General features: G+C 38.4%; 23 protein-coding genes and 1 pseudogene. 5 read left to right on the top strand and 19 right to left on the bottom strand.

Annotated features, from left to right (window positions below):
- Positions 1 to 6: 6 nt before the first annotated feature.
- The 5 genes from V7138_RS09295 to V7138_RS09275 form a co-directional block, all read right to left on the bottom strand.
- Positions 7 to 987, bottom strand: a complete 981-nt coding sequence (locus V7138_RS09295) for a DMT family transporter (protein WP_335396310.1) — start codon at positions 985 to 987, stop codon at positions 7 to 9.
- A gap of 15 nt (positions 988 to 1,002) precedes the next feature.
- Positions 1,003 to 1,467, bottom strand: a complete 465-nt coding sequence (locus V7138_RS09290) for a GNAT family N-acetyltransferase (protein ID WP_335396308.1) — start codon at positions 1,465 to 1,467, stop codon at positions 1,003 to 1,005.
- A gap of 59 nt (positions 1,468 to 1,526) precedes the next feature.
- Positions 1,527 to 2,399, bottom strand: a complete 873-nt coding sequence (locus tag V7138_RS09285; RefSeq protein ID WP_335396306.1) for a GNAT family N-acetyltransferase — start codon at positions 2,397 to 2,399, stop codon at positions 1,527 to 1,529.
- A gap of 532 nt (positions 2,400 to 2,931) precedes the next feature.
- Positions 2,932 to 3,684, bottom strand: a complete 753-nt coding sequence (gene map, locus V7138_RS09280; protein WP_335396305.1) for a type I methionyl aminopeptidase — start codon at positions 3,682 to 3,684, stop codon at positions 2,932 to 2,934.
- A gap of 126 nt (positions 3,685 to 3,810) precedes the next feature.
- The gene (locus V7138_RS09275) at positions 3,811 to 5,505 is read right to left on the bottom strand and encodes a M3 family oligoendopeptidase (RefSeq protein WP_335396303.1); all 1,695 of its coding nucleotides are present in this window, start codon (positions 5,503 to 5,505) and stop codon (positions 3,811 to 3,813) included.
- A 216-nt stretch (positions 5,506 to 5,721) separates the two neighbouring features.
- On the opposite strand from V7138_RS09275, the gene motA reads away from it, so the two are divergent.
- The gene (gene motA, locus V7138_RS09270) at positions 5,722 to 6,513 is read left to right on the top strand and encodes a flagellar motor stator protein MotA (RefSeq protein ID WP_335396301.1); all 792 of its coding nucleotides are present in this window, start codon (positions 5,722 to 5,724) and stop codon (positions 6,511 to 6,513) included.
- On the top strand, positions 6,506 to 7,246 hold the full coding sequence (motB, locus tag V7138_RS09265) for a flagellar motor protein MotB (RefSeq protein WP_335396299.1): 741 nt from the start codon (positions 6,506 to 6,508) through the stop codon (positions 7,244 to 7,246). The genes motA and motB overlap by 8 nt, the downstream gene beginning before the upstream one ends.
- A gap of 238 nt (positions 7,247 to 7,484) precedes the next feature.
- Here motB and V7138_RS09260 read toward each other — a convergent pair whose 3' ends face one another.
- The 7 genes from V7138_RS09260 to V7138_RS09230 form a co-directional block, all read right to left on the bottom strand.
- Positions 7,485 to 9,050 carry a bifunctional metallophosphatase/5'-nucleotidase gene (locus V7138_RS09260; RefSeq protein WP_335396298.1) on the bottom strand — a complete coding sequence of 522 codons (1,566 nt, stop codon included), beginning with the start codon at positions 9,048 to 9,050 and terminating at the stop codon, positions 7,485 to 7,487.
- Between the two features lie 127 nt (positions 9,051 to 9,177).
- Positions 9,178 to 9,972, bottom strand: coding sequence for a phosphonate ABC transporter, permease protein PhnE (gene phnE / locus V7138_RS09255; RefSeq protein ID WP_335396297.1), 795 nt, complete (start codon positions 9,970 to 9,972; stop codon positions 9,178 to 9,180).
- Positions 9,972 to 10,781, bottom strand: coding sequence for a phosphonate ABC transporter, permease protein PhnE (phnE, locus tag V7138_RS09250; RefSeq protein ID WP_335396295.1), 810 nt, complete (start codon positions 10,779 to 10,781; stop codon positions 9,972 to 9,974). Before phnE (V7138_RS09250) ends, phnE (V7138_RS09255) begins: the two co-directional genes overlap by 1 nt.
- The gene (gene phnC, locus V7138_RS09245; protein ID WP_335396293.1) at positions 10,778 to 11,551 is read right to left on the bottom strand and encodes a phosphonate ABC transporter ATP-binding protein; all 774 of its coding nucleotides are present in this window, start codon (positions 11,549 to 11,551) and stop codon (positions 10,778 to 10,780) included. The genes phnE (V7138_RS09250) and phnC overlap by 4 nt, the downstream gene beginning before the upstream one ends.
- 171 nt (positions 11,552 to 11,722) lie before the next feature.
- Positions 11,723 to 12,649, bottom strand: coding sequence for a phosphate/phosphite/phosphonate ABC transporter substrate-binding protein (gene phnD, locus V7138_RS09240; RefSeq protein ID WP_335396292.1), 927 nt, complete (start codon positions 12,647 to 12,649; stop codon positions 11,723 to 11,725).
- A 125-nt stretch (positions 12,650 to 12,774) separates the two neighbouring features.
- Positions 12,775 to 13,575, bottom strand: coding sequence for an inositol monophosphatase family protein (locus V7138_RS09235; protein WP_335396291.1), 801 nt, complete (start codon positions 13,573 to 13,575; stop codon positions 12,775 to 12,777).
- A 582-nt stretch (positions 13,576 to 14,157) separates the two neighbouring features.
- Positions 14,158 to 15,105 (bottom strand): aldo/keto reductase family protein, encoded by a 948-nt coding sequence (locus tag V7138_RS09230; protein ID WP_335396289.1) that lies wholly within the window; start codon positions 15,103 to 15,105, stop codon positions 14,158 to 14,160.
- 222 nt (positions 15,106 to 15,327) lie between these two features.
- Here V7138_RS09230 and V7138_RS09225 point away from each other — a divergent pair, with 222 nt between their 5' ends.
- Positions 15,328 to 16,560 (top strand): MFS transporter, encoded by a 1,233-nt coding sequence (locus tag V7138_RS09225; RefSeq protein WP_335396287.1) that lies wholly within the window; start codon positions 15,328 to 15,330, stop codon positions 16,558 to 16,560.
- 89 nt (positions 16,561 to 16,649) lie between these two features.
- On the opposite strand, the gene V7138_RS09220 is transcribed toward V7138_RS09225, so the two are convergent.
- The 3 genes from V7138_RS09220 to V7138_RS09210 form a co-directional block, all read right to left on the bottom strand.
- Positions 16,650 to 16,904 carry an aspartyl-phosphate phosphatase Spo0E family protein gene (locus tag V7138_RS09220; RefSeq protein WP_335396285.1) on the bottom strand — a complete coding sequence of 85 codons (255 nt, stop codon included), beginning with the start codon at positions 16,902 to 16,904 and terminating at the stop codon, positions 16,650 to 16,652.
- Between the two features lie 307 nt (positions 16,905 to 17,211).
- Positions 17,212 to 17,841: a cyclic di-AMP binding protein CbpA gene (cbpA, locus tag V7138_RS09215; protein ID WP_335396284.1), complete on the bottom strand. Its 630-nt coding sequence runs from the start codon at positions 17,839 to 17,841 to the stop codon at positions 17,212 to 17,214.
- A gap of 133 nt (positions 17,842 to 17,974) precedes the next feature.
- On the bottom strand, positions 17,975 to 19,159 hold the full coding sequence (locus tag V7138_RS09210) for a pyridoxal phosphate-dependent aminotransferase (RefSeq protein ID WP_335396283.1): 1,185 nt from the start codon (positions 19,157 to 19,159) through the stop codon (positions 17,975 to 17,977).
- A gap of 86 nt (positions 19,160 to 19,245) precedes the next feature.
- Between V7138_RS09210 and V7138_RS09205 the strand changes: the two genes are divergently transcribed.
- Positions 19,246 to 20,034, top strand: a complete 789-nt coding sequence (locus V7138_RS09205) for a carbon-nitrogen family hydrolase (protein WP_335396281.1) — start codon at positions 19,246 to 19,248, stop codon at positions 20,032 to 20,034.
- A 160-nt stretch (positions 20,035 to 20,194) separates the two neighbouring features.
- On the opposite strand, the gene V7138_RS09200 is transcribed toward V7138_RS09205, so the two are convergent.
- The 3 genes and pseudogenes from V7138_RS09200 to V7138_RS25285 all read right to left on the bottom strand — a co-directional run.
- The gene (locus tag V7138_RS09200) at positions 20,195 to 20,683 is read right to left on the bottom strand and encodes a methylated-DNA--[protein]-cysteine S-methyltransferase (RefSeq protein WP_335396280.1); all 489 of its coding nucleotides are present in this window, start codon (positions 20,681 to 20,683) and stop codon (positions 20,195 to 20,197) included.
- Positions 20,684 to 20,793: 110 nt separating this feature from the next.
- Positions 20,794 to 21,663, bottom strand: a complete 870-nt coding sequence (locus V7138_RS25290; protein WP_438824334.1) for a methyl-accepting chemotaxis protein — start codon at positions 21,661 to 21,663, stop codon at positions 20,794 to 20,796.
- A 72-nt stretch (positions 21,664 to 21,735) separates the two neighbouring features.
- A pseudogene (locus tag V7138_RS25285) lies at positions 21,736 to 21,999 on the bottom strand (HAMP domain-containing protein); the annotation flags it as partial.
- 752 nt (positions 22,000 to 22,751) lie between these two features.
- Between V7138_RS25285 and V7138_RS09190 the strand changes: the two are divergent.
- Positions 22,752 to 24,497 carry a B12-binding domain-containing radical SAM protein gene (locus V7138_RS09190; protein ID WP_335396277.1) on the top strand — a complete coding sequence of 582 codons (1,746 nt, stop codon included), beginning with the start codon at positions 22,752 to 22,754 and terminating at the stop codon, positions 24,495 to 24,497.
- A 29-nt stretch (positions 24,498 to 24,526) separates the two neighbouring features.
- Here the strand turns inward: V7138_RS09190 and V7138_RS09185 are convergent.
- Positions 24,527 to 24,890: hypothetical protein (locus tag V7138_RS09185; RefSeq protein WP_335396437.1), on the bottom strand; the 364-nt coding region annotated here is incomplete at its 5' end.

Genomic DNA, 24,890 nt, shown 5'->3' with positions numbered 1-24,890 from the left:
ATTTTTTTATATCGATTTTGTCTCTACTTTATTCACTTTTATCGGTGACTTTCGATTCGAAAACATACTATGCAAGACCATGCCCCCCGCAATCATTAATAGCCCAATGAAAGAATACATCGTCGGAAGGGGGGCGTTTAATAAGAGAACCTCACCAAAAATCACAAAAATAATCTGAGTTGCTTGTGTTGCTTCAACTGCAGCAAGCCTATTTTGATCATGCTTGACAAGCTCCGTTGCAAAAAAGAAAAGCACGGTCGCAATAACCCCAGAGGAAATCCCAACCATAAACGATTGGAACACCTGAGCTTTACTCGGCAAACCAGCAGTCAAAGCGCCACAACCGGCAATGATTAACCAAAACGGTGTTGAGGCTAATGTCATCCCAAGAACACGTTGAAAGGTGTCAAAATCATTTTTACAATGCTCCATCATTTTTCGATTACCTAGAGGATAAGCAAATGCGGCCACTATTACAGGAAGTATTCCGATAAGCAGCATCTTCATTCCGATGCCCCCATCTGCTTCCTGAAGCTGAATCAAGATAATCCCAATAAATATAAAACTAGAAAAAATAAGGCCTTTAACCGGGATGTGTTCACGTACTTTTTGTACTCCATTTTTCATTTCTACTGTCTTATAAAAAAAAGGAACAACTAGAAGACCAGCGATAATGACAAATTGCCATGTTCCAGCAACCAACCAACCTGGACCTGAAGCAGCTGCAAAAGTCAATGGTGCGTAAAACAACCCAAATCCAACGGTACTCCAGAGAATCCATTTCACAGGATTGGTTTTTAACTCATGAAGCAGTTCCTTCATGTTTCCTCTAATCAGAACAATTCCTATTAAAAATGGAAGCATAAAAAAATATCGTAATGAAGAGCTCCAAAGCCAGCTGCCACCTGAAAGCTCCATTGATCGATTTAGAATAAACGTTACGGCAAAAAAGAGCGACGAGACGATTCCAATTAGAATTGCTTTCAACTTCCATACTCCTCCCTAGACCTTGAAACAATAAACATCCTCATCGACAAAGCCTTTGATGATTTCCCCCGTTTTCGTAAATCCCGCGTTCGTATACACATGGATAGCTGCTTTGTTTGTCGGAACAACCGATAAGTAAATCTCATCACAATAGGGCAATGTCCTAATCATTTCTGAAATAATTTCCTTCACTGCGGCAGTACCGTAGCCTTTTCCCTGGTATTTATAATCAATCATGACTCTACATAGTTCAAAGCGATTGCGTTCATTTTCAAGACCAAACATGGTAAATCCAATTAGCTGAGTTCCATCATATATTGCTTTTGTTACCCAATCTGGTTGTACTTTTGCCTGGGCAAGTGAAAAAACGTTTGAAGCAACCCATTTTTCGAATAGTGCAAACTCTTTATCCTCTGATTTCAAGCGAATGACATCCATTAAATTTTCCATCGTGACATCACGTAAAATGATTTTTTTCATTTACCTCCCCCATTTGACAATTGGTTGTGTACCACGATTGGTAAAAATATTCTAATAATTCATTTTATCATAAAGACTTGCTCTGCTTTTACTTTAAATCCTTCTTTTTCTAATAAACCAAGCAACATTTTATTCGACACTGACATATTCGCTGCTGTTCTTGTGACATTGTTGTTTGCTTGTCGAAAAACCATTCTTAAGAGTTCCCTTACAATATCTTCTTTTTGATCATGAGAAGGCTCAGCCTCACATTGCAATAGAATAATAGATTGTAACCTTCCTTCCTCATTAAACAGCCTTTTATAAATGGCATATCCGACAATTGCTTCGTTTTCATCCTTTACAAGGATTGATTCACCATCTCGTGCATTATTCCATTGAGTTTGCCATGGAACCATCGCTTTATAAAATGAGACTTTTGAAGCATCGATTGGAATTCCTTTAAGAAAAGTAAATGGATGGTCTTCAGATAAAAATGCATCTTTCGATAATTCACCTGTATTTTGGAAATGAACAAGTTCATCTACAATTTTATAGCCGACCTTTTCGTATAAGGAAATTGCCTGTCCGTTTTCTTTAATCGCTTCAAGGGTGGCGACTTCTACTTCTTCGTTTTCATAGATGGCTAGACTAGCTTCCATTAGCTTACGACCTACACCCTTTCCCCGGTAGTCAGGGTCAACACCTGTTCCGCCATTCCAAGAAACCTTCTTCCCGTTAACTAGTCGAATACCGTTAAGGATTAGCCCTACAGGTCGATCCCTGTCATAAGCAATAACTGAAAACGTCGGAGAAAGCCCTTCCAAAATCAGCCTCCTTGTAAAAATATCAACCGTTGTCTTCATATCAAAATAGTAACCTTCAAATCCTTTATTCCAAGCAACTACAGCATCTTGGAGTGTACATTCAGACAATCTTTTAATAGTTATCATGTTTTTATCTCCTCTTCAAAAGAAGTCATTTAGTTGATTTATTTAATCATATTTCAGAGTTCCCGACAAGTAATTTTTGGAAAATTTATACCTTGAATTTTTCATCAACACAACCAAACAACCCTCTCATTTTTCAAAATTCTCCTGTCATCTCGCCATCTTCCTTTTCATATATATTATGGAGGTGGAAAACATGTCCATAATTCCGAAAATTTTCTTAACCCTATCCTTTCTCTTATTGTTTTTAAACGGCTCATCCCTAGGGTTTATTTTGTATAATCTGAGATTTGACACTTTATTTGGGTATGGCTTTTTTATATTTACTAGTTTAGTTGGAGCGGTCTTTGCATCGATTGCTGAGGAGCCAGGTACGACGAAGAGGTTTTATTGCAGATATTGCTTATACGGGAACTTGCTTGTCACTCTTTTTCCACTATATTTTCATTGGGTGGCGGATTCCGTTATCCCCAAATTAATCAATACCTTTCTTTAATGAAAAAAAGTGCCACAATAATTGTGACACTTTCCATTCTTATGCATCTTGGTCAGTTAAAATGAGCGGGCCGTCTTGTGTAATAGCTAATGTGTGTTCATATTGTGCCGATAGGCTACCGTCAATTGTACGTGCGGTCCAGCCGTTCTTATCCATCGTTGACTGCCATTTACCGACGTTCACCATTGGTTCTATTGTAAAGACCATTCCTTCTTTTAAACGCAAGCCTTTGTTTGGAAGACCATAGTGTAAGACCTGAGGTTCCTCATGCATCGTTGGTCCAATTCCATGTCCGATAAAATCACGAACAACTGAGAATCCTTCACCCTCTGTATAGGATTGGATGGCGTGGCCAATATCGCCAAGTCGGTTGCCGATTACAGCTTGTTCAATCCCCTTGTACATTGCTGTTTTAGTGACATCGAGAAGCTTTTGTGCTTTTGGTGAAATTTCCCCAACACCATAGGACCATGCAGAATCTGCAAGTGCGCCACCAAGGTTTACAACCATATCGATCGTTACGATATCTCCATTTTTCAAAGGAGTCTTTCGCGGGAAGCCGTGACATATCTCATCGTTAATGGAAGCACATGTTGCATATTTATAGCCCTTATAGCCTTTTTGCTCAGGCGTAGCCCCATTCTTTTTAATAAAGTCCTCTGCAAAGCTGTCAATCTCTAGACTTGTAATTCCAGGTTGAATCAGTTTGCGAATTTCCTTATGGCATGCTGCCAATATTTGTCCCGCTTCGCGCATTAATTCAATTTCTCGCTTTGTTTTTAAATGAATCATGAAAACACCCTCAATATTAGTTTGATGTTTTTATTATATCCTTATTAAAGCATTTTTGCATAAACAACAGTTTATTTTTAAAATTTGCACAAAAAGGACTGTAGTATCACCCACAGTCCTCATGTTTTATAATTGTTTGTCGTCGACACTATTTAGCCATGCTTCAATTTCACCAACGACTGATTGTACAGTACCTTCTTCAAATGGAGAAAGTAGGTTTGCGACCTTCACTAACTCAGTGAAAGGCTTGCTTCCACCTTGTTTGCACAGGTGAATATAATCTGCCCATGCTGCTTCATGATATTCTCTTGATTTTTTCCAAAATTGGAACGCACAAATTTGCGCCAATGTGTAATCAATATAATAAAATGCTGTTGTATAAATATGGCTTTGACGCTGCCAGAATCCACCAGCCTCTAAATACTCGTTACCATCATAATCGCGAAGTGGTAAGTATTTCTTCTCGATGTCCCGCCATGCTTTGTTGCGTTCAGCAGGTGTAACATCCGGATTTTCATACACAAAGTGCTGGAATTCATCGACCGCAACACCATATGGTAAGAATAATAATGCTTCACTCAAATGAGAAAACTTATATTTATCTGTATCCTCTTTAAAGAATAACTCCATCCACGGCCATGTGAAGAATTCCATACTCATCGAATGAATCTCAGCAGCTTCATAGGTTGGCCAGTTGTATTCAGGTACTTCATAATGCCTACTTGAGTACACTTGGAATGCATGACCTGCCTCGTGTGTTAACACATCGATATCCCCTGAGGTTCCATTAAAGTTTGAGAAAATAAACGGTGCCTGGTAATCGCTTATGTATGTACAGTAGCCTCCACCAGCTTTCCCCTTTTTCGCAACTAGATCCATCAAATTGGTGTCGATCATATAATTAAAGAATTCTTTTGTCTCTTCAGATAATTCTTCATACATCTTCTTCCCATTTTCAATGATCCACTCTGGGTCACCCTTTGGCACCGCATTACCAGACTTAAAACTGAATGATTCATCATAGTATTTTAAACTATCAAGTCCAATACGCTCTGCTTGGCGTTCACGTAACTTCACCGCTAATGGAACGATATGCTCCTTCACTTGGTTTCGGAAGTTCGCTACCATTTCGGCATTGTAATCTGTTCGTGATAATCTTACATATGCAAGCTCAACAAAATTTTTATAGCCTAGCTTATGTGCGATACGAGTACGAACATCAACAAGCTGGTCATAGATATCATCAAATTTTTCTTGATGCTCCTTGAAAAAGGCAAAGCGTACTTCATTTGCTTTTTTACGCATTTCACGGTCCGTCGATTCTGTAAATGGTTGGAGCTGTGCTAACGTACGCTCTTCCCCTTCGAACATTATTTTTGCCGAAGCGACAAGTTTTGTATATTCAGATGAAAGTTTGTTTTCCAATTGGAGATCCTCAACTACTTCAGGTGAGAACGTCTTTATCTGTGTTTCCGCAAAATCAAAGAGCTGCTTGCCCCATTTGTTTTCTAATTCGGTGCGGAACTTCGAATTTACAAGTGCATCATAGTACTTTGTTGTTAATCCTTGCACCAATGGTTGAATTTCATCCAGATAATCCTGTTCTTCCTTGTAAAATTCATCATTTGTATCAACTGTATGTCTGATATAACAAAGGTTAAAAGCTGTATCAACTGTTCGTTGAATCGCAATGATTTCTTTCATTGCTTCATCTTGGTCAGCAGGTGTTTCTGCATTTTTAAATTTTTCAAGAGCAACATTAAAGGTTTGCTCCACTTCATCCATATTAGGACGGACATACGTAAAATCATTAAAATTCATAAAGGCTCCCCATTTCATAAGAGATTAAGATATGTATACTCTTTCATTGTAAACCACTCCTGCATATTTTTGCCACTACGAAATCTTCCACAGAAAATGATAAGTTTCGCTAAAATATTCACGTTGATTGTCGATATAAAGGATAGTAGAATTATAGATTCGAAGTTTACTTAACACGACTCTTGTAATAACGTATGAAAGCATAGGTGATACAAATTGGATAAATCGTCATTAATAGGTGTAATACTCGGTTTAATTGCAGTCTTTGTAGGTATGGTTTTAAAGGGTGTTTCACTTTCAGCCCTAATCAATCCTGCGGCCTTTTTAATAATAATTATCGGAACGATTGCAGCAGTTACAATTGCATTCCCAACTAGTGAATTAAAAAGAATACCACAGCTATTTGGGGTCCTTTTTAAAGAAAAAAAGATGTTGACCGTTGAGGAACTAATTCCAATGTTCTCTGAATGGGCAACCGTTGCCCGTAAAGAAGGATTGCTAGCACTAGAGGTAAAAGTAGCGGAAGTAGAAGATTCATTCCTAAAAAACGGATTAAGTATGGCAGTGGATGGACAAAGTGCTGAGTTTATCCGCGATGTCATGACGGAAGAAATAGAAGCAATCGAAGAGCGTCATGCTTCTGGTGCATCGATTTTCTCTCAAGCAGGAACTTATGCACCTACACTTGGAGTATTAGGTGCTGTGGTAGGTCTGATTGCTGCATTGGGACATATGGACGATACAGATGCACTTGGTGAAGCAATCGCAGCCGCCTTCGTTGCAACCATGTTAGGGATTTTCACTGGATATGTGCTTTGGCATCCATTTGCAAATAAGTTAAAACAAAAATCAAAGCAGGAAATTAAAATTAAAGAAGTTATGATTGAAGGCGTCTTGTCTGTACTTGAAGGTCAATCTCCACGTGCAATCGAGCAAAAGCTTTCAATGTATCTTTCTAAAAAAGACCGCGGGAAAGTTTTGACTGAAGGTGAAATGATCGATGGCTAGAAAAAGGCGAAAACCAAAACAAGATGAGCATATGGATGAATCATGGCTAGTGCCTTATGCTGACATATTGACATTATTGCTCGCACTGTTTATTGTTCTGTTTGCCGCAAGTAATGTAGATGCTCAGAAATTGAAAAATCTCGCAAGCTCCTTTAATAATGTCTTTAATGGTGGTACTTCTTTTCTAGAATATGAGAGTCCAGTTCCCGTTGAAATTGATAATGCGGCGATCGAAAAAGAGAAAGAAAAACAAGAACAGGAAGAACTTAAGGAATTGCAAAAAAAGATCGACGGCTATATCACTGAGAATGGATTAAATCTAAGTCTTAAAACCCGTTTAGCAGATGAAGGGTTACTTGTTACAATTCAGGATGGTGCTTTCTTTAATCCCGGAAGCGCAGAAGTCAGAGCACAGGATGTTGCACTTGCTCGTGAAATTTCAGAGTTATTGGTGATGAACCCACCCCGAAACATCATTGTGAGTGGACATACGGATACAGTTCCAATGAATAATCATGAGTTTAAAAGCAATTGGCATTTAAGTGTCATGCGTGCGGTCAATTTTATGAGTCTTTTATTAGAAAATAATAAGCTTGATCCAAGGCTTTTTAGTGCTCGGGGGCTCGGTGAGTATGAACCTGTTGCCACTAACGAAACACCTGAAGGCCGAAAACTCAATCGACGTGTTGAAGTCTTAATCCAACCAAACATCGAACAAAACAAGGAAGAATAGCGTAATAAGAAAGCCCACGGAATTTTTCATCCGTGGGCATTTTAATTGTCTAGCTCCAGCGCCTAGCCAGTTTTCACCTTGAATAGGTTTAGGTTTCTGCGAGTATCTTGCGAAAAGCTTTTAGCTTTGAGCAGCTCGAGGTCACAAGCCAATCCGCCAAGAAGATTAAAGAGCAACCTTCCCGCCGGCTCGTCTTGTGCTATGCCTGAGGCTTACCAAGGCGCTTGCGCTTTTCTTATTACCAGATAACTTTCCAATTTTCATCTACAGTGGCTTCAATTGTTCCTCTTTCAAGGATATAATTTGCAATCAACTCCGACATATCAAGTGGAATATCCTTCACGATTGGCTTATCCTTGAACATCGTGTATTCCCCACCACCGCCTGCACGGTAGTTGTTCATGACTACATCATACTCTCCATGTAGATCAATAGGTTCGCCATTAAAGGTTAACTCTACGACACGTTCTCCAATTGGCCTTGAAATATCAAAAATATAGGTAATCCCTTCCCACATATCATAATTGTAATGCTGTGGCTTTGGTGTTGTGAAAGAAGGGTTGACTGTTACATCGCCATTTTCAATCATAAAATAGCTAGCACTTCTTTCTAAAGCTTCTTTCATGTCCTTCCCGCTGATTCGAATGACAGTTAAGGTATTTGGATAAATATAATTAGAAACAACGTCTCTCATTGTTATTTTTGACGGAAACCCTTTTGTGACATTATTAAAAAGCGCAGTATTTGAAATCGACACCTTGGCAGCATCCATTTGCACTTTATTAATAAATTCAACAAGTGCATTGTCCTTTAACCGGGCTTTTAACGGATCATCAATTGCCATATTTCCGATAACCTGGCCAATTGGTTGATCCAACCATTCCTGTGTCTTGGCTTCATATTCTTTTACTAACAGAAGTGAACTTTCGTCCGCTTCGATTTCGTTCACAAAAATAAGTTCTGGTACTGCATCAGATATTGTCCACTTATCGTTATTTTTTGTTAGCGTTAGTGTAACTTTCCCAATTGCTTGGCCATTGAAGCTCGGTTGTACGATGGGTACACCATTTACTTTGCTAGCAAGTGACCGATGTTGGTGACCTGTTAATAATAGATCAATTCCCTCAATCTCCTGACAGATTCGATACCCCTGGTTTTCACCGGTCTGCTTTTCAGTAGGTTCGCCTGTTTCAAGATCTGCTTCAAATCCCCCATGATACGAAACAATCATTAGATCGGGATTTTCTTCATTGCGAATTTTTTCAACCCATTTTTTCGTCGATTCAAAGGCATTATCGAAGATTAATCCTTTAATATGATCAGGGTTCTCCCAATTTGGAATATAATGAGTTGTGACACCGAGTATGGCAGCCTTCACTCCATTTTCAAGCTCAACAAGAAGATACGGTTTTCCGATAAACGGTTCCCCTTTTTCATTTACGATATTTGCAGACAGCCACGGGAATTTTGATTCGTTTATCGCTTTTTGCAATACATTCATTCCATAATTAAATTCATGATTTCCGATTACGGCTGCATCATACTGTAAATCATTCAACAGGGTTATCATTGGATTTTGTTTAGGATTTTTTGACCGTACATAATGATAGGTTAAAGGTGTTCCTTGGATTAAATCACCATTATCAATCACGATTGTGTTCTTATTTCTACTTTTCTCTTCTTTAATGACGGTCGCTATTTTAGCAAGGCCAAGTTCAGCAGCTTCATTACTCCCATAATTGATTGGAAAAATATTGCCGTGAACATCACTAGTTTCAAGTATTGTAATTGTAGTAGATTTCATCTTTGTTACCTCTTTTTTCTAGGGTCCATGTTTAGTATACACAAATTTACCAATTTGAAGTGAGTAAATTAGGAATCTTTTACAAAAAAAGCACTTCCATTTAAAAGAAGTGCTCCGTCTTGATAAGTTATACGATTTTACTGCGAATTTTTCCACTTATCGCATCTATGATGGTAACAACCACAATAATGATGATGAGCATCATCCCCACTTGCTCCCAGTTCCGTTGCATGGACGCAATAAGTAAAGGTGCACCAATACCTCCTGCTCCGACAATCCCCAGGATTGTTGACGCACGTACATCGACTTCAAAACGATACATTGCATAGTTTGAAAACTGTGGGATGATTTGTGGAATAACCCCAAACCAAATCACTTGAATTCGGTTGGCACCATTTGCTTTTAATGCCTCTAGTACTTTCATATCAATCGATTCGACTACTTCTGAATACAGCTTTCCAAGCATTCCAATGGAGTGGATTCCCACTGCCAGAACACCTGCATAAGGACCGATACCAACAGCTGCAACAAAAATAATCGCAAGCATAATTTCAGGGAAGGCACGGATTCCATTTAAGATCCATTTTCCGATGGTTGAGACCTTTGAAATATTTCTCGCTGCAATAAAGCCGAATGGAATGGCTAATACAGCTGCAATGAGTGTACCTGCATAGGCAATCAGAATTGATTCTAACATGTAATAGGCATATTCAGGAATTTTCGCATGAATCTCTGGCATAAAGAAAGGATCCCAGAAAAGTCTCTTAAAGATTGTCAGTGGACTTAAGACGGAACCACGATAACTTAAATCAGTCATTGTAAATGCAATATAATATAGATAGATTAAGACAAATGATATAGCGACGATTTTCCATCGTCCTTTTTTAGCTGGCGGTTTTAATAAATCTACTCCTTGTTTCATTACATCAATCGCTCCCTTACTCGGTTACTAATAAAGTCAATAATCGTAACCGCTATAAAAGTCATGATGACAATTGTTGATACATTGTCAAAATTAAACATCGCTAATTGTTTTTTTAGGATTAAGCCAATACCGCCAGCACCTACAAATCCTAAAACAACAGATGCACGAACATTAATTTCTAATACATATAATGAATAAGATGTAAAATGTGGCATTATTTGCGGTAATACACCGTACCAAATGACTTGAACGATATTGCCACCTGTTGCACGAATGGCCTCTAATGGATTCGGATCAATCGCTTCAATGGTTTCACTAATCAATTTCGCAAGAATTCCAACTGAAAAGATAAAAAGTGCTAACACACCTGCTAATGCCCCGATCCCTACGATTGCAACTAAAATCACAGCCAAAATCAATTCAGGAATCGTACGTAAGATATTCAAAAAGAAACGAAATGCTTTATAAAAAACTTTATTTTTATTAATATTTGCTGCAGCAAAAAAGCTAATTGGCAATGCGACAATGGCTGATAGAGTTGTACTTAAGAAAGCCATATTCCATGTTTCAATTAAGCTTGTCAGCACAGTATCGGCGTAACCAAGATTAGGAGGAAATAAATCCTGAACGATGAAATCAATAACAATAGGCATCCCTTTGATAATTTCATCTGGATAGGCTTCCGTAAAAATAGCTGAAACAATATATAAAACAATGATTACAGCCAAAATGCTTCCAATGGTTGCTTTTGCCCGCATCGTAACGACAGGAATCTTTTTATTCAAGGAGTCCACTTGTTTACTCATTCTTCAACACTCCCGCGCATATCTCCATCCTTAATAGGGCGACCATATATTTGCTCAAATGTTTTTTCATTTACTGTGGATGCAGGACCATCAAACACAATTTCTCCTGCTCTCATTCCGATAATGCGATCCGCATATTCCATTGCCATATCAATAAAGTGAAGGTTAACGATGGTTGTAATTCCGAGTTCTTGATTAATTCTTTTTAAGTCTCTCATGACAACATGTGAAGTTGGTGGGTCAAGACTCGCTACAGGCTCGTCAGCTAGAATGACATTTGGCTTTTGCGTCAGGGCTCTTGCGATACTTACACGCTGCTGTTGTCCACCACTCAGTTGGTCAGCACGCGTATATGCTTTTTCTTCAATACCTACACGTTTTAAATTCTCGATTGCCAACTCTTTATCTTCCTGAGAAAAAAGACCTAATAAACTTTTAAAGGTTCCAATATGACCGAGTCTGCCAGTCAATACATTGCGAAGAACGGACATACGATTTACTAGGTTATAATTTTGGAAAATCATCCCGATATTCGTACGTAACTTTTTTAGTTCTCTTTCCTTATATTTCAATGTGTTCTTGCCATCTATAAGTAACTCTCCCTCAGTAGGCTTAACCAATTGGTTAATACTTCTGATAAAAGTGGACTTTCCAGCGCCAGATAAACCAACTACAACCACAAATTCACCAGGATTAATGGTTACATTAATATTTTTTAACCCTTGATGTCCATTTGGATAAGTTAAAGAAACATTCTTAAATTCAATCATTACCTTGCTCCTTTACATTCATTAGAATCAGCAAAAATCTTATCGCATTCATCCTAAAAAATGTTAAATGATATTTAAATTGTACTGGATTAGTAAAAATTCTCTTAAAAAAAGAGAGAAGATGTCTCCTCTCTCTTATACTTTTTATTAGGTGATACCAATAGAGCCTTCTTACTCTCCTAATTGGTCTTTAAATTTCTCGTAAACCTCACGAACAACATCAAATTCTTCGTCTGTTGCTTCCGAAATTCCATCCCATGTGTATACTTCATTCATAACTTTTAACACTTCAGGCTTATCATTGATTGACATAAATGCTTCTTTAATTTTCGCTTTCATATCTTCAGGAAGGTCACTACGAACTGAAACTCCATCATTTGGAATAGCTTCTGTGTAACCAATTATTTTTAGTTTTTCTTTTACATCCGGAATATCTTTTTCTAAGTTGTCACGAACATCTGTGAAAGTTGTCGCGAAATCAGCAGATCCATCTAATACTGCAAGAGCAGCGTTGTCATGACCACCTACAGCAACTTGCTTGTAGAAAGTATCAAGATTCTCAACACCCATTTCCATTAATTGAGAAGCTGGGAATAAGAATCCAGAAGTTGAAAGTGGGTCACCATATGCCCAAGTTAAGCCCTCAGTCGCAACAATATCATCAACAGAAGTTAACTTTGAATCTGTAGCAGCCACGTATTGTGCTTTGTATGTATCTGATCCATGACGAATCGCTTTTACTAACACATCTACATTCGCACGTTCTTTAGCTTGTACATAACCAAATGGGTTTGTGAAGCCAATGTCAACTTTCCCAGTTCTCATTCCTTCAACAAGACCAACGAAGTCAATCATAACTTCTGCTTTAACAGGAACACCAAGTTGTTCAGTTAAGTATTCTTCTAGTGGTTTTACATTGTCTGCAATTGTATCAGCTTCTTGAGAAGGAATGAATCCCATTGTTAATTCAGTCACTTCCTCTGTCTTGCCTTCGTCTCCGCCTTTTGCATTGTCATCGCTCTTCTTGTCATCAGAACCACAAGCTGCGATTACAAAAAGCATACCAATTGCCATTAGCAAAGCTAAAAACTTTTTCATATTCTTTCCCCCTAATCGGATGTAATGGTAAACAACATTCATTATATATTAAAATATTACGAATTTCGACATATATTTAGAATTTTTTACAATTAAATAACAATCTCATTACAAAAACCCGCGATTTATCTATTTTCACGGTTTATGGTATCAAAAATCTCTTTTAACACATTATTATTTGAAAATAATGTTATGTGTGGCGAAAATACCGAGAAGGTCTGATTTTCTAACGTTCTCATGACACCACCAACTTCTTCTAAGATGACCATACCTCCCGCAATATCCCATGGCGATAAACGAAAGTCCAAATAGGTATCCAATCGTCCACAAGCCACATAGACAATTTCAAGAGCAGCTGAGCCAAGATATCTTGTACCTCTTGCTTTTTGAATCACTTTAGTAAAAATCGTATGATCTACCTTTTCATTTGGAACTAACCAATATTGGCAAATACTAATGTTTGCTTCCTCTAATTCTTTGTCGATTAATTTTGGTAATGGCTTTTCGTTAAGATAGGCTCCTTGCCCTGCAATCGCATGGAACATTTCGTCTGCAATTGGGTCGTACACGATACCAATCCGTGGTTGACCCTTTTCATATATTCCAATTGAAATAGCAAAATTGCTTTTTTGATGAACGAAATTAGTTGTTCCATCAATTGGGTCAACAATCCAGACAATTTCACTTTCAGGATTGTATTGCTGTTCTTTCGCAAGTCCTTCTTCTCCTAAAATGAAATGGGTTGGGTATTCTGTCATGATGTGGTCAATAAAGAATTGTTCAATTTCTTTATCCTTGTTCGTCACTAAATCTGCAGCAGAAGTTTTGTATTCTACATTTACACTTTCCTTCGTGGCATTCCGAAGGATTTCTCCCGCTTCATATGTCCATTCTTTGGCTGTTTGATATACTTCATTCCAATTCACAGTTTTTTCCTCCTTATCTTCGTATTAACCCTATACAATAAGTGTTGTTTGGTCAATATTTTTTCGGCAAGGAGTAATCTTTTTCCACACAAAAAAGGACTGCTAAAAAGTTACTGTAAGTTACTTTTTAGGACAGTCCCTAGTTCTTTATATTTTATGTTCTTTTAAGACGTGGTGTTGATTTCCGCTGCATTTTGCAAATTCTCCCTTGAGTTTGCATCGCACGAAGAAATTGAGAATTCATTTTCGAGGAGGTACTCGCTTTCCGCGGGCGGTCCGGGAGCCTCCTCAGGCCTACACGATGTAGGTCACGAAGCCGTTCCACAGGACGTGGCGATTTTAGGCTTCGAACATTAGTAGCTCCTGCGGGGTCTCCCCTGGCCACGCTTTTCCCGCAGGACGTTGAATAAGCTTCCTCGAAACTACAACGCACGAAGAAAATGTTTACATTTTCGAGGATCTCGTACCTTCCTCTCCAATCAACCAGGGGAACTTTCTGTAGTATAAACAAAAATCATCGAAAAAATAGTGTGTTTCTTTTCTTCTTTACTACTTTAGGACTTCTAATTGTTCCTTTAGGTTTTACACGGTCAAAATGGCTTCTATTCTCTTAATCTCTTCAAATCCAAGGACAAGGTCAGAGCCTTTGGCATTTGCTTCGATTTGTTCTGGATTGGTTGCACCGACAAGCGTGCTTGCAATATTATGCTGTCTTAATATCCAAGAAAGGGCTAATTCAGGTAGGGTAACCCCTAACTCATTTGCAAATTCTTCAAGACGGTCTAGCTTTGTTGATACGATTCCGTCAATGATGTTCTTTACCCATGAATTCACTTGGGAGTTTGCCCCTCTACTTCCACTAGGAATGGAGCCGCCTCTATACTTCCCCGTTAATACACCTTGTGCTAGCGGAGAATAAACTACCTGTGAAATCCCATTCTTTTCACAAACAGGAATGATTTCATCCTCGATATCACGATGAAGCATATTGTATTCAGGCTGGTTGACGATGATCCGATCTAATAAATATTTATCTGCAATCGCGATTGCTTCCTGAATTTGTGCTGCAGTCCACTCACTTACACCTACATAAAGAATTTTTCCCTGCCGAACCAAATCGTCAATAGCACGTAATGTCTCATCCAATGGGGTATCCTCGTCATAGCGATGACAATAAAACACATCCACATAATCTAAATCCATGCGTTTTAAACTGGCATGCACTTGCTCAATGACATGCTTTCTGGATAAGCCCCTATCGTTCGGTCCATCTCCCATTGCTCCAAATGCCTTTGTTGTTATACAATAGGATTCCCTCGGGTACTCCTTTAACGCACTGGCCAAAATTCGCTCTGCTTCTCCACGCTCATACACATTGGCTGAATCAAAAAAATTTATTCCAAGTTCATATGCTTTATGAACAGTTTTTGCTGCCATTTTTTCGTCTACGGTTTTACCGAAAGTTAACCAGCTTCCTAAACTGATTTCACTTACTTTTAGTCCTGAACGACCTAATCTTCTGTATTTCATCTTATGCCTCCTCCTCACTTCGCAAATACTACCTTATCATTAAATTTATCAGAAATTTCAAACAAGGTAAAGCGATACTCGAAAATAAAGAGGTGTGGTATTTTGTCTGTATTTCCTAGACCATTTTTGAATTTTCACTTTACAAAAAGGGAAAAAAGGTTTTTCATAGAGGAAAGGATTATCATTACTTAAATTGGAAGTCAACAAAGGGGAAAATAGAAAATGCTTGCAGCAAAAACACAGGCTACTCGTCCGGAAGCAGATGCGAATAAAACGCTTTATGGCATTTTAATGATCATCGGATTTTGTCATATGCTTAATGACTCTATCCAGGCTATCATCCCGGCTATGTTTCCGATATTAGAACGTTCCATGGGATTATCGTTTACACAGCTTGGATTAATTTCCTTCGCATTGCAGATTGTATCATCTGTTGCCCAACCTGTGGTTGGGTGGTATACCGATAAAAAACCAATGCCATTTGCTTTACCAATCGGTTTAACCTCCACCTTTTTCGGGGTCATTGGATTGGCATTTGCACCTAACTTTACCACGATTATACTGTCAGTCCTCTTCATTGGGATTGGTTCAGCCGTTTTCCATCCTGAGGGCTCCCGCGTTGCTTACATGGCAGCCGGCAATCGACGTGGATTGGCACAATCCATTTATCAGGTTGGTGGCAACTCAGGCCAAGCCCTTGCGCCTGTTATTACCGCTCTAATCCTTGTTCCACTAGGACAATTTGGTGCAATTTGGTTTTCACTCGTTGCGGCACTTGCCGTTGGTTTACTTGTGTATATCGCAAGATGGTATGCTCGAACTCTTAAAACAATTGAAATTCAAAAGAAAGTGAAAAAAGCTGTTTCAGTCGTACCACGAAACATGAAAGCTATTAAACTAGCATTAGTTGTACTTGTTTTATTCGTATTTGCACGGACATGGTATATGTCGAGTATCACAAATTTCTACTCGTTCTATGTCATCGAAAAATATGGATATAGCATTTCGCAAGCACAGATTTATATTTTCCTATTCTTAGCTACCGGTGCTCTTGGAACCTTCTTTGGAGGGCCACTGGCTGATAGGTTTGGAAAACGCAACGTGATTATCGTTTCACTATTGGGGACATCGCCGTTAGCACTAGTCTTGCCGTTTGTTGGCCCACATGTTGCGATTGGACTCGTGACAGTAATTGGTTTCATTCTATTGTCCAGTTTCTCTGTTACAGTTGTATATGCACAGGAATTAATGCCGGGTAAAATTGGGATGATGTCAGGGTTAATCGTTGGTCTCGCCTTTGGTATGGGCGCGATCGGTGGTGTAGCAATTGGTTCCATCATTGATGCCATCGGATTGACACCGACCATCATCATGATGGGATTCCTACCGTTGCTCGGGGTCTTAGCCTTTTTATTGCCAACTGACCAAAAAGTAAATGAATGGAATCAAGCTTGAGTAAGAAGGACGCACCCCGGTGTCCTTTTTTTCATTCAAAAAAAATAAACAACCCACCTAGATGAATTGTTTGTGACGTCCGTTTATATTTAAGATTTGTAGCTGACTTTTTGAAGTGCGAAAAATAACATAACTCTTTTTAAAAACTGACGAAAAAGTGAATGGTTTCGTTCTGCTGCTTCTGCTCGTTGATAGATATTTATAAGTTCATCAAGTTCTTGACTGCATTCAATTGTTTCATTACTTGTAAACCCCGTACTATTAGCGATGGTGATCATTTCTTCTCTTTTTCTATCAATTTCCTCTAATAGTATCTGTTTGTAATCTACACGTCTGGTTTCCAAAACTTCCACTCCTTTATTCACTCGTTAGAAGATTCTAACGTTGCATACAACTATCGTATGCTAACCATTACTACTTTTGGTGCATGCTTACAGTTGTTACTCTATGAATTATTACAAAATCTACTATTTATGTAAATAGATTCGCAAAAATAGACATTTTTTTCTTTAAAAATTTTACAAAATTGTGTACGAAATCGCTTCCATCATGTATTTCATGCTTTTTCGACATTCCAAATATACAGAAATCGACATCATTTTTGTAACAAAAAAACCTATAAGTATTACACCTATAGGCTTAAACTTTCACTTATTTAATTCGGTCGATATGTGTGACGCGGAATTCCTTTTCTTCTAGTTTCCGTTTAATCCTTTGAATCTTTTCCTCCCCTAGTGAACCAGGAAGATTTAAAATAATCCGGCGGAGATATTTTTCACCATTATCTAACGTAAGCATACCGTCTATATTAATATCCTGAATCAGAGAAACAAGTTCTTTAATTGCTCCTCTATGTTCAATCGTTGCGATAGTTAACGTGTATCCTCCTGTTTTCATTCCAAAAGAATCCTCAAGAACGTCCATTACATTGGCATGTGTGATAATGCCCTGAAACTCTTGTTCAGCATTCAAAACCGCTATAAACGGTAAACGACGAATCGTTAAAAACGTTTTGAAAAAGGAATCTTCCTCATAAACGAAAGCATCTTTACTTTCAACTAGTGTAGAAATATTCGCATTTGCATCTCCATTTTTTTCATATAAGTATTCCAAAATATCAACTTTATAAATTAACCCATCAAATGCAGTACCGTTTTTTGATAACACGGGTACTGAACGATATCCAGTTTCATTTAAAAATTGAAGGGCTTGTTGAACCGTAAATTGGTCATCACAAAATTTCACATCTTGTTTTGGGACGAAATTATAGCGAATTTTCATTTTCTCCACTCCTACAGTTTTTTGAAAAAACTCCTTTATATCTTTATTATATGTAATAAAAAGAGAGTATTCTAATGAACAAAAATGTAACATATTTAATTTCTTATGTAAAGAATATTCTTAATATTTAGACTCAAAAATTCTTTTTGAACACATTCAATTTTTTGATGCGGTATGCTGCTTCAACTAGTCTGTCCTCGTCCGTTAATAGGCCAACTCGGACATAGCGGTCACCATATTCTCCGAAGCCAATTCCTGATGCGACCGCAACATGAGCTTTTTCAAGTAAAAGATCTGCAAAGCTTACAGATGTGTAGCCTTCTGGCACTGGTAGCCATGCGAAAAAGGAGCCTGCAGGGGCTTTTACATCCCACCCAATCTCTTGAAGAGCACCAAAGAATACGTTACGTCTTGATTCATAGATTCCCACTAATTCCTCTACACAGCTCTGTGATTCAGATAGAGCTGCTGCAGCCGCAGCTTGGATCGGACTAAACAAGCTGACATACATATGGTCTTGAAGGAGATTTAGGGCTTCAATTACGCTCGGATTTCCTACCGCAAAACCAACTCTCCATCCTGCCATGTTATACGTCTTTGAGAGTGTATAAATTTCAATACCAGTATCCTTTGCACCATCCAATTGTAAGAAACTGATTGGTTTTTTTCCTTCAAATCCGATTGCTCCATATGCAAAATCGTGTACAACACAAATATCATGTTCTTTTGCAAAGGTGATTGTTTCATCAAAGAATTCTTTTGTTGCCACTGCCCCAGTTGGGTTATTTGGATAATTTAAAAACATTACCTTTGCTTTTTCAAGCTTTTCCGACTCAATTGATGAGTAGTCAGGTAAAAACGCATTTTCCTCTTTCAGTGGCATATACGCCATTTTCGCCCGAGCAAGTTCGACACCTGACCAATAATCCGGGTAACCAGGATCCGGAACCAAAGCAATATCACCTGGATTTAAAAGGCATTGTGGAATTTCAACTAACCCTGCTTTCCCGCCAAATAACACTGCGACCTCTGTTTCTGGGTCAAGTTCAACACCATATTCACGTTGATAAAATTCAGCTGCTGCTTTCTTTAAGAAAGAATGCCCCCGAAACGGAGAATATTTATGAAATTTCGGCTGATCTGCTGCCTGTTTTAAGGCTTCTACAATATGTTGAGGCGTTGGCTGATCCGGATTTCCCTGACCCAAATTTATGACGTCATGCCCCTTGGCAACAACATTGTTTACATTTGTAACAAGTGAAGCGAAAAACTGTTTCGGTAAACGCCGCAGAACTTCAGACTGTTCAAAATTTTTCATATCTGCACCTTCTTCAAAATACTTGAAATACGAGTCTATTATCATATATGTTAGTTGTAAAGCAACATATACCAGGAGGGCCTCAAATGAACTTAAAAATTGCCTGTATACAGTATGATATCCAATACGGAAAACCGCAAGAAAATTTCGACCACATTTCTAAAGAAATCGAAAAAACAATGACTCATGAAAAACCGGATATTATCGTCCTGCCAGAACTCTGGACAACCGGATATGACTTAACGAGACTAGATGAAATTGCCGATGAGAATGGTTCCGAAACGAAAGCATTTATCATAGACTTAGCAAAACAGTACTCTGTAAATATAGTAGCAGGTTCAATTACTAAAAAGACTGTGCAAGGTGTAACAAATACGATGTTTGTCTTTAATCGAGAAGGAGAAATAATTAGTGAGTATAGTAAGCTTCATCTCTTCCAACTCATGGATGAACATTTGTATTTACAGGCAGGCAATGCAAAAGGAGATTTCACGATTGAAAATATACCGGCCGCCGGTGTCATATGCTACGACATTCGCTTCCCAGAATGGATTCGCGCACATACAACAAGTGGCGCAGAAATTCTATTTGTGGTAGCAGAATGGCCACTTCCCCGCTTAGAGCATTGGCGCACTCTACTTCTAAGTCGTGCCATTGAAAACCAATGCTATGTGGTTGCTTGTAACAGTGTGGGAAGTAATCCTGATAATGTGTTTGGTGGTCATTCCATGATTATTGATCCATGGGGGAAGATTATCGCCGAAGCAGGTACTGAAAGCACAATCCTAATTGGGGAAATTGATCTTAGCAAAGTACAAGAAGTCAGAAATCAAATTCCAATTTTCCAAGATCGACGCCCTCACTTTTATCATTGAATCATTTATTGACAAAATGCCGACTTTTGTAAAATTACAGAAAATCTTGTTTTCACTATGTAGATTGAGTAGCTAAGGTATAAAAACGAAAAAATCCAGTGTCGAGCACACCGGATTTTTTTCTGATTTAGTCATAAATCACGTTAGCTTCAATATCTTGTCAAAGTACCCCTTCCAATTCCAACAACTTTTCTTTTAAGTCCGTTCGTGTGCCTGTGTATCCAGTAAGTGATTTGTCCTTTCCAATCACGCGGTGACATGGAACAACAATTGGAATTGGATTTTTCCGATTGGCTTGTCCAACTGCCCGAACGGCCTTCGGGTTGTCAATCGCATTAGCAATATCTGCATAACAACGAGTTTCTCCGTAAGGAATGTTTAATAGTTCATTCCATACTTGTTCTTGAAACACTGTTCCACTAAACTTAATTGGAAAGCTGAAAGTTTTGCGTTCCCCTTTAAAATATTCTTCTAACTCACTTTTGATCGTAACAAGAACCACATCATCTGGTGAATATGTTGCATCGTATTTTTTATTAGCCTCTGCCCAGTCGTCATCAGATAATGAGAGATCAAGTAATTCTGTTTCCCCCGCAAGGATATAAATTGTTCCAAAAATATCCGTTTGCATTTCACAATATTTATACATTGAGCAACGCTCCCTTCTCTTACATTTATTTTACAAAACCTTATCCCATTTTGGTATATTTTTAAGGAAAAAATAGAGCCAGCACCTATCATGGGAACTGGCACGTTCATTTAAAGTTTGAATTTACTAATCATGATGTTCAATCTGCTTGCTAAATCTGACAATAGTTCGGAATGGTCAGAGATGGTTTCCATCGAACTATTTGTTTGTTGGATGGAAGCAGAAGTTTGCTCAATACCTGCTGCAGATTGCTCGGAAACGGCTGCAATATTATCGATAGACATATTCATCTCAACAGTATTGTTTGCGATAGTATGAAGGTTTTCGGAAATGCTCCTGATTCGTTCAACCATGTCGGTAACTGCAGCGTGAATAGCCTCAAACGTTTGACCTGTCACTTGAATTTGCTTTGCCCCTGCCTCTACTTGGCTATACCCATCTTGCAAGACACCAGCAACAGAATTAGATTCTTTTTGAATGCTATTTACAATTTCAGTGATGTCTTTAACCGAATGAGATACTTGCTCAGCTAGCTTTCGAACTTCATCTGCAACAACGGCGAAACCTCTTCCATGTTCCCCCGCACGTGCCGCCTCAATTGCAGCATTCAGAGCTAACAGATTGGTTTGATCGGCAATGTCTCGGATGACTTTAACTAGAGTAGAGATTTGCTTCGTTTGTTCATCGAGCCCTTTTACCTTTTCCACGGAATACTCCATGATACTGTTAATTTTATTCATTTGCTCTGTTGAAGTGGTCATGTATTCATAACCTTTTTTCGTCATCTCTAACACATTTTTTGATGACTCATTGATTTGACTTCCATTTTGGTTAGCTGTTTGTATTTTTCCAGTGTATTCCTCCATCATTTTTGCTAATTGGGTTGAGGAATGTGCTTGTTCCTCAGCCCCTGTTGATAGCTCCTGGACAGTCGAAGCAATTTGCTGGCTAGCTGCCTTTACTTCGCTTGATGAAATCATTAATTCAGAACTCTTTGATGTCACTTGGGTAGAGACATTTGAAATTTCATGAATCATTGAACGAAGACTGTGATTCATAACATTTAATGATTGGCTCAACAGCCCGATTTCATCCTGCCCTTTAACTTGTATCTCATCGACCGTTAGATTCCCATCTGCAATACGATTTGAGACGATAACCAATTTTTTTAGCTGTTTACCAATATTACGACCGATGATGACTAGGCTTAATATGGCTATGATAGTGGATACCACAATTGAGATCAGCAATACGACAATCGTTCCCGATACATTCGAATTGGCAGATGAAACGGCACGTTCTGTACTACCTTTCATAATCGCCCTTATTTGATCCAATTGTCTAACAGTATCTTTAATTATTTTATCGGCTTCCTGATTTGCTTCAATTGAGCTCAGTTTATTGGCAGCAATGACAGCCGGGAATACTTTTTCATCAAATAAAGTGGTCAATTGTTGTTTATTTTCACCTACTTTATTATAAAGTTGCTGGAGTTCAAATGTTGTCATTGCTGGTTTTACATCCTCTGAAAGCTTGTCATACTCTTTGCTTAAATCTTGAAAGGCAGCCACATGCTTTCCATTACTATCTTGTATGTAAATGCTAATTTCACTACCTAATTGGTTAAACACGCTGGCCATTTCGGTAATAAGGATGGACTGTTCACCGCTTTTTTTCACTTCTTTCATTTCATTGCTAATCGTAAAGAGTTGAATAAATATGATGAATGCTGAAATACAGAATAGGAAAATCGTAAAAGTAAATGCCACTCCATATTTATAGCCAATCTTCAAATTATGCCACCATGATGTTAGTTTTGATGGTGACTTTTTGTGTACCGTTTGTTCCCCTCTGTTCCTTTTTGACCCCTTCAAATTTCTGCCCCCTTTGCCTAACTCTCTCTATTTACACATGTATCGATAATAAATCGTTTTCACAATCCCTATTATAGTGTAAATTGTCGGATTTTGAAATAAATTCTGTTAATTTGCCGTGAAATTACGTTATTTGGTGCAACTATCCACCTGTGGTAAAATATATAGGTTAATCATGAATAAGGAGCAAGAGAATGAACATTGTAATAAGTACATTAAACGCAAAATATATCCATACAAGTCTGTCGATTCGGTATTTAAAGGCATATGCCGCACCAGAATTTGATGTAAAACTAGCTGAATACACCATTAAAGATCCCGCAATGAACATCGTGACTGATTTGTACCGAAAAAAGCCTGATGTAATTGGCTTCAGCTGTTACATTTGGAATATTGAAGAAACGATTAAAGTTATAAAGATGCTCAAAAAAATAAATCCAGAGCTTGTCATCATCCTTGGTGGTCCTGAGGTAACCTATGATGTGCATGAATGGCTAGAACGTATACCTGAGGTTGATTACATTGTCATGGGTGAGGGTGAAGAAACGTTTAAGGATTTACTTACGGCTATTCGTGATGGGGAAAGTACTGATGAAATAAGTGGTGTCTGCTTCCGGAAAGAGGAAAGACTGAAGATCAATCCTCAGCGTAATAAATTGAACCTTAAAGAATTACCATCCCCATTTCGATTTGAAGAGGATCTGCCTCATTTGTCAAAGCGTGTCACCTATATTGAGACAAGCCGTGGTTGTCCGTTTAATTGTCAGTTTTGCTTATCCTCTATCGAGGTTGGAGTTCGCTATTTTGATCGTGAAAAAATCAAAGACGATATTCGCTTCTTAATGGATCATGGTGCAAAAACCATTAAATTCGTGGATCGCACCTTCAATATCAGCCGAAGCTATGCAATGGAGATGTTTCAATTTTTAATTGATGAGCATCGACCAGGTACAGTCTTCCAGTTTGAAATTACCGCAGACATCATGCGACCTGAAGTCATCGACTTTTTAAATAAAAACGCACCAGCTGGATTGTTCCGCTTTGAGATTGGTGTTCAATCAACAAATGACCTCACAAACGAATTGGTACAGCGCAAGCAAAATTTCGCAAAGCTTCAGCGTACGGTCATGATGGTAAAAGAAGGCGGAAAAATCGATCAGCATCTAGACTTGATTGCCGGTCTTCCTGAAGAGGATTATCATTCCTTCCGTAAAACCTTTAACGATGTTTTTGAAATGCGACCTGAGGAATTACAGCTTGGCTTTTTAAAAATGCTTCGAGGGACAGGGGTACGGATTCGGGCTGCTGAACATGACTATAAATATATGGATCATTCGCCATATGAGATTCTTGGAAACAATATCTTGAGTTTTGATGATATTACGCGGATAAAACAAGTTGAGGACGTGCTTGAAAAGTATTGGAATGACCACAGGATGAATGAAACAGTGGAGTATTTGGTTACCCGTAGCTTTGAAACGCCATTTGATTTCTTTCAAGAGTTTGGGACGTATTGGGATGAACGTGGTTGGTCGCGGATTGGTCATCAGCTAGAGGATCTATTCAAACGCCTTTATGATTTTCTTCAAGACACGAAAATCGATCAGCTGCCAATTGTTGAAGCAATCATGAAGTATGACTATTTACGAAATCAAAAATACAAACCACGTAAACCATGGTGGGAGGACATCGTGAGTAAGCAAGAGCGTGCAACCTTTTATCAGGAGATTGTGGAGAATCCAGATACTTTGGGTGAGGAGTTTAAGAGTTTACAGCTTCAGGAAAAAGATTTGTACAAACATACTGTTGTTGAAAAAATCCCATTTGATCTTGAGACTTATAAACAAACAGGTGAAGTAAAACTTCGTGATACGTATTTACTTGTTTATTTTGACCCTACAGTACGACAAGCAAAGGTATTTTCACGAAAAATTTCATAAGACAGAGTCAGCACACGCTGACTCTTTTTTTATTCCCCAGTACTGTTTCCTTTTTTTGAATTACGATTTGCACCCTTCATTGGATTTTCATAATCTGCTTCTGCAGAAAATTCCGTGTCGGGCATGCTTTCTTTCGGTGTAAAATTACTCTTTCTTGCAGCATCAAATTTCACTTTCCGTTTCATGTGTGACCCCCCTTTACATCCATAGTTTTCACCATGAGTACGACGTCCATAAATGGTAAAATTCACCTCAACCGCAAAATCTCTGTTCGGGCGCACATTATCTTGATCGGGAACCTGCTGATTTGTGTCGCAGGCCAAATAATTGGGGTGGTTTTCTTGATTTGCGTCCATTCCAAGATATTTGCGTCGTGATTCGCTTTTTTGCGTC

The organism is Bacillus sp. JJ1533 (genome assembly GCF_036965045.1).
GTDB lineage: Bacteria > Bacillota > Bacilli > Bacillales > Bacillaceae_L > Ferdinandcohnia.
The sequence above is the reverse complement of the archived record's forward strand: the minus strand, read 5'-3'. Positions and strand labels throughout refer to the sequence as shown.

Bases quoted from the DNA above. Each gene is read 5' to 3' on its own strand.
- motB (WP_335396299.1), top strand. From the start codon at position 6,506: ATGGCTAGAAAAAGGCGAAAACCAAAACAAGATGAGCATATGGATGAA.
- V7138_RS09290 (WP_335396308.1), bottom strand. From the start codon at position 1,467: ATGAAAAAAATCATTTTACGTGATGTCACGATGGAAAATTTAATGGAT.
- V7138_RS09285 (WP_335396306.1), bottom strand. From the start codon at position 2,399: ATGATAACTATTAAAAGATTGTCTGAATGTACACTCCAAGATGCTGTA.
- phnD (WP_335396292.1), bottom strand. From the start codon at position 12,649: ATGAAAAAGTTTTTAGCTTTGCTAATGGCAATTGGTATGCTTTTTGTA.
- V7138_RS09275 (WP_335396303.1), bottom strand. From the start codon at position 5,505: ATGAATTTTAATGATTTTACGTATGTCCGTCCTAATATGGATGAAGTG.
- V7138_RS09230 (WP_335396289.1), bottom strand. From the start codon at position 15,105: ATGAAATACAGAAGATTAGGTCGTTCAGGACTAAAAGTAAGTGAAATC.
- phnE (WP_335396297.1), bottom strand. From the start codon at position 9,972: ATGAAACAAGGAGTAGATTTATTAAAACCGCCAGCTAAAAAAGGACGA.
- V7138_RS09205 (WP_335396281.1), top strand. From the start codon at position 19,246: ATGAACTTAAAAATTGCCTGTATACAGTATGATATCCAATACGGAAAA.
- V7138_RS25290 (WP_438824334.1), bottom strand. From the start codon at position 21,663: ATGATTTCATCAAGCGAAGTAAAGGCAGCTAGCCAGCAAATTGCTTCG.
- V7138_RS09200 (WP_335396280.1), bottom strand. From the start codon at position 20,683: ATGTATAAATATTGTGAAATGCAAACGGATATTTTTGGAACAATTTAT.
- V7138_RS09190 (WP_335396277.1), top strand. From the start codon at position 22,752: ATGAACATTGTAATAAGTACATTAAACGCAAAATATATCCATACAAGT.
- V7138_RS09260 (WP_335396298.1), bottom strand. From the start codon at position 9,050: ATGAAATCTACTACAATTACAATACTTGAAACTAGTGATGTTCACGGC.
- V7138_RS09210 (WP_335396283.1), bottom strand. From the start codon at position 19,159: ATGAAAAATTTTGAACAGTCTGAAGTTCTGCGGCGTTTACCGAAACAG.
- phnE (WP_335396295.1), bottom strand. From the start codon at position 10,781: ATGAGTAAACAAGTGGACTCCTTGAATAAAAAGATTCCTGTCGTTACG.
- map (WP_335396305.1), bottom strand. From the start codon at position 3,684: ATGATTCATTTAAAAACAAAGCGAGAAATTGAATTAATGCGCGAAGCG.
- V7138_RS09225 (WP_335396287.1), top strand. From the start codon at position 15,328: ATGCTTGCAGCAAAAACACAGGCTACTCGTCCGGAAGCAGATGCGAAT.
- cbpA (WP_335396284.1), bottom strand. From the start codon at position 17,841: ATGAAAATTCGCTATAATTTCGTCCCAAAACAAGATGTGAAATTTTGT.
- phnC (WP_335396293.1), bottom strand. From the start codon at position 11,551: ATGATTGAATTTAAGAATGTTTCTTTAACTTATCCAAATGGACATCAA.